The 3,755-nt window shown below is 48.4% G+C and carries 4 protein-coding genes; 3 read left to right on the forward strand and 1 reads right to left on the reverse strand.

What is annotated here, in order from left to right:
- A partial coding sequence (gene murB / locus P0Y67_RS22350) for a UDP-N-acetylmuramate dehydrogenase (RefSeq protein WP_342393657.1) occupies nucleotides 1–909 on the reverse strand: 909 nt, incomplete at its 3' end.
- A 73-nt stretch (nucleotides 910–982) separates the two neighbouring features.
- Between murB and P0Y67_RS22355 the strand changes: the two genes are divergently transcribed.
- The 3 genes from P0Y67_RS22355 to P0Y67_RS22365 all read left to right on the forward strand — a co-directional run bounded on the left by P0Y67_RS22355 (nucleotide 983) and on the right by P0Y67_RS22365 (nucleotide 3,561).
- On the forward strand, nucleotides 983–1,426 hold the full coding sequence (locus tag P0Y67_RS22355) for a GNAT family N-acetyltransferase (RefSeq protein WP_342393658.1): 444 nt from the start codon (nucleotides 983–985) through the stop codon (nucleotides 1,424–1,426).
- Between the two features lie 121 nt (nucleotides 1,427–1,547).
- Nucleotides 1,548–2,897 carry a CDP-diacylglycerol--serine O-phosphatidyltransferase gene (pssA, locus tag P0Y67_RS22360; protein WP_342393659.1) on the forward strand — a complete coding sequence of 450 codons (1,350 nt, stop codon included), beginning with the start codon at nucleotides 1,548–1,550 and terminating at the stop codon, nucleotides 2,895–2,897.
- Nucleotides 2,898–2,907: 10 nt separating this feature from the next.
- Entirely contained in the window at nucleotides 2,908–3,561 is a 654-nt protein-coding gene (locus tag P0Y67_RS22365) for a nicotinamidase (RefSeq protein ID WP_342393660.1), read from the forward strand.
- Nucleotides 3,562–3,755 lie beyond the last annotated feature (194 nt).

Raw genomic sequence — 3,755 nt, forward strand, 5'->3', positions numbered from 1 at the left:
CAGCAACCTGTATTTGTCAATGTACTGGCGCCTGGATGCCGGTGTTGCGGCCGCTCCGCCAACCTTATGGCCTTTCAGTCCGCATTGATCTATCAACCACCCGGCGGCCAATTTAAACCGGCCGCCTGCTGCGGGATAACAAGGGACAGACGGAAATTCTGCCGCCAGCTTCTGATAGCTATGTTCAGATACCACGGGGTTTTTAAAGAAGCTGCCGGCATTACCCAGCACCGCCGGATCCGGCAGCTTAGCCTGTCGAGTTGCACACACCTGCGCCAGGATGTCGCTAGCTGTAACAGTGGCAGGATCCAGGTTCGCCAGCGGCCCATAGCTCGTATTTGGCTGCCAGTCCTTACTCAGACGAAGGCCAACCGCCACTATGATATGACTGTCTTTCAATTCGTGCTTAAAAATAGAATCACGGTAGCCAAAGCGGCACGCGTCTGCCGTTAAGCGAACGACATCACCGCTTTTTCGCTCCAGCACATCAACATATTCGCAGATATCCTGAAGCTCAACGCCATAAGCCCCGATATTCTGTATGGGTGCAGAACCTGCGCAACCAGGAATCAGGGCCAGGTTTTCCAGGCCAGGCATCTCCTGCTCAACCGTCCAGCACACCAACTGATGCCAGTTTTCACCCGCACCTACATGTAGATGGTAAGCAACATCGGTTTCATCAACCTCAATCCCCATAATCCGATTCAGTATGACAGTTCCGTTATAGTCTTCACAAAACAGCAAGTTACTCCCTTGCCCCATCACAAGAGCAGGAGTCGTTCCTGTCACATCACTGGACAACAGCGCTTTCAGCTCGTCCACCGATCTCATGGTCACAACCTGAGAGGCTGTTACACTCAAGCCAAATGTATGCAATGAAGCCAGTGAATGGCGATGCAAAACTTCCATACCAAATTCAAACCGTCGCTTTATACTGGAGGCCGCATTCTAACTGATCACACATAGCGACGCAGTTAATTCCATGACAGATTTAACGAAAACAACACTTAGCTTCCATCCTTTGGAACCTCTTCGCCTTCCTTTGGTCAATCGTCTGTACAAGGCGCATTACCCTGCGGGTAAAGCCAAGAAGGACGAAATCATCTGGATCGGAGAAACGGTGAAGTCCATCGTGGCCGTTGTCCGTTTCCAGCAATATGACGATTTTCAATTAATGACAGGCATGCTGGTTGTACCGCAGTTGAGACAACAGGGCCTTGGCCTTGCGTTATTGAACGCTTGCCATTCGCAACTTATGGCTAAGCCCTGTTACTGTTTTGCCTTCAGCCACCTTGAACCACTGTACCTAAAAGCACAGTTTTCGGTCATTGCAGATGATGCGCTACCGCTTCCTCTTGCTCATCGAATTGAACGCTACAGAGTTGGTGGAAAAGCGCTCACTCCTATGCAATATCAGGCCAGTTGACCCAACTTGCCTCCCAAGCTCATTAATTGGATCGGCCCGGTCGCTTTACCAGCACTAAAATCTGGTATAATTGACCCCCTAATTTTTAGATTTATCATATAAATCGCGGAACGAGGCGATAATGGATTCAGCTACTGCAAATAGGCAGCTCATAGATCAGCTACCACGTATTGCACATCAGCCGGAAGATATAGAAACACTGCTTGATGCCGGTGCCTTTCGTGAACGTTTGCATCAGGAAATAGCCAATGCAACCAAGCGTATTTATCTGGTTGCATTGTACCTGCAAGATGACGATGCGGGTCGCAGTATTCTTCAAGCATTGTATGATGCAAAACAGCGACGTCCCGAACTGGACATTAAAGTCCTCGTCGATTGGCACCGGGCTCAGCGTGGACTGATAGGTGCAGAAAAATCGGAAGGTAATGCAGCGCTCTACCGTGAGTTTGCCCAGTCATACCAACATAAGATTGAAGTGTTGGGCGTGCCCGTTCGCAATCGTGAAGTCTTTGGCGTGCTCCACCTCAAAGGCTTTATTATTGACAATACTGTCATATATAGCGGCGCCAGCCTGAATGATGTCTATCTGGCTCAACATCAACGTTACCGCTACGACAGATATCATGTTTTGAAAAACACCAAACTGGCTGACAGCATGGCCCACTTTGTCCAGCGCACGCTGGTCGACAGTGAAGCGGTCAATTGCCTCAATCAGCAGACCCGGCCGGAAACGAAAGTCTTACGCAATGCTATCAAGCAATTGCGCCTGGAATTACAGCGCGCAAGCTATTATTTTGATCCTGAGCCTATCGCTGATGATCAGGTTGGCCTTACACCCATTGTTGGCCTTGGCCGTCGTAAGAACAATCTGAATAAGTACATTTGTACCCTGATCGCCAGTGCTAAACATGAGCTGACGATCTGCACCCCTTATTTCAACTTTCCCCGCAGTGTGAGCCGGGAAGTGAAACGGGCTTTGCGTCGCGGTGTAAAGATCACGCTGATTGTCGGCGATAAAACCGCTAATGATTTTTACATCCCACCCAGCGAACCGTTCCGAACCATCGCAGGATTGCCTTACTTATATGAGGTTAACTTGCGTAGTTTTGCCAAACACAACGAGGCCGCTATCGCCCGCCGTCAGCTGGCTATTCATATTTGGAAACACGAAGACAACAGCTTCCACCTGAAAGGGATCTGGGTTGATCGCCAGTACATGCTCATTACCGGTAATAACCTTAATCCGCGTGCATGGAAACTGGATTTAGAGAACGCCATCCTGGTACATGACAAACATGAGTTGCTAGCAGAGCAAAAGCAGCAGGAACTCAGTGCCATTTTGCGACATACTCAATTAATGGGCAGCTATAAATTCATTGATAGAGTTGACAGCTACCCACTACCGGTTCGACGCTTGATTAAGCGTATACGGCGTCTGAAAGCAGATCATATTCTGAATCAGATTCTGTAAGGAGAAAGTCATGGCTATTGCAGCAATCGACGTGGATGCCCAGCAAACCTTTACTCCACTTTGTCCTGATGAACTGCCTGTTCCAGAGGGCCATCATATTGCTCAGGCCTTAAATCAACAGGCGGAATTAGCGACTTGGCGTATTTTGACAAAAGATGCGCACCCGAAGAATGCTGTGTGGGTTGTTGATAGCCATGACAAAATGTTCCAACCATTATCACACCCAAATGCTGATCTAACCTGGGTCAAACACGCCGTCCCGGGCAGTAAGGGCTTTGAAGTGATACCTGGGCTTCCCAGAGTAACTGAGTATGACCACGTCATCTGGAAAGGGATAGAGCCAGATCTTCATCCTTACGGCGCTTGTTTTCACGATCTTGAAGAAAAGCTCAGTACCGGACTGATCGAATGGCTACATCACAAAGGTGTCACCACTGTCATTATTGGCGGTCTCGCAACGGATTACTGCGTTAAAACAACAGCCTTGCAACTTCAGGCAACCAAATCCTTTAAAGTCATTGTCAATTTATCTGCGTGCCGGGGCATTTCACCTGACACCATTGCCGAGAGTTGCAATCAAATGAAATCCGCGGGAATTCTGCTGGCAAGCAATTTAGACGATGTAAAGCGGTTATGCTTTGCTGACAGTAATATCCTACCCTGATGTAACGGCTCTCTATTCGAGATCGCAGCAGAGTGTTCCCCCCCCTTCTACACTATCCTTCAAATAACTCGCCAGCCAAACATCCCCCTACTTCGAACAGCTTTGAGAAAAATCCTGTAATACCATTCTAAGTAAGAATATGATCTAATTGAGGCTTCTCTTTCAGGTGGTCAAATCGCTATGGATAGCCTCAA

The organism is Photobacterium sp. SP02, assembly GCF_038519165.1.
Taxonomy (GTDB): Bacteria; Pseudomonadota; Gammaproteobacteria; order Enterobacterales; family Vibrionaceae; genus Photobacterium; species Photobacterium halotolerans.

Excerpts from the sequence above, each read along its gene's own strand:
- P0Y67_RS22355 (WP_342393658.1), top strand. The coding sequence starts at position 983 with ATGACAGATTTAACGAAAACAACACTTAGCTTCCATCCTTTGGAACCT.
- pssA (WP_342393659.1), top strand. The coding sequence starts at position 1,548 with ATGGATTCAGCTACTGCAAATAGGCAGCTCATAGATCAGCTACCACGT.
- P0Y67_RS22365 (WP_342393660.1), top strand. The coding sequence starts at position 2,908 with ATGGCTATTGCAGCAATCGACGTGGATGCCCAGCAAACCTTTACTCCA.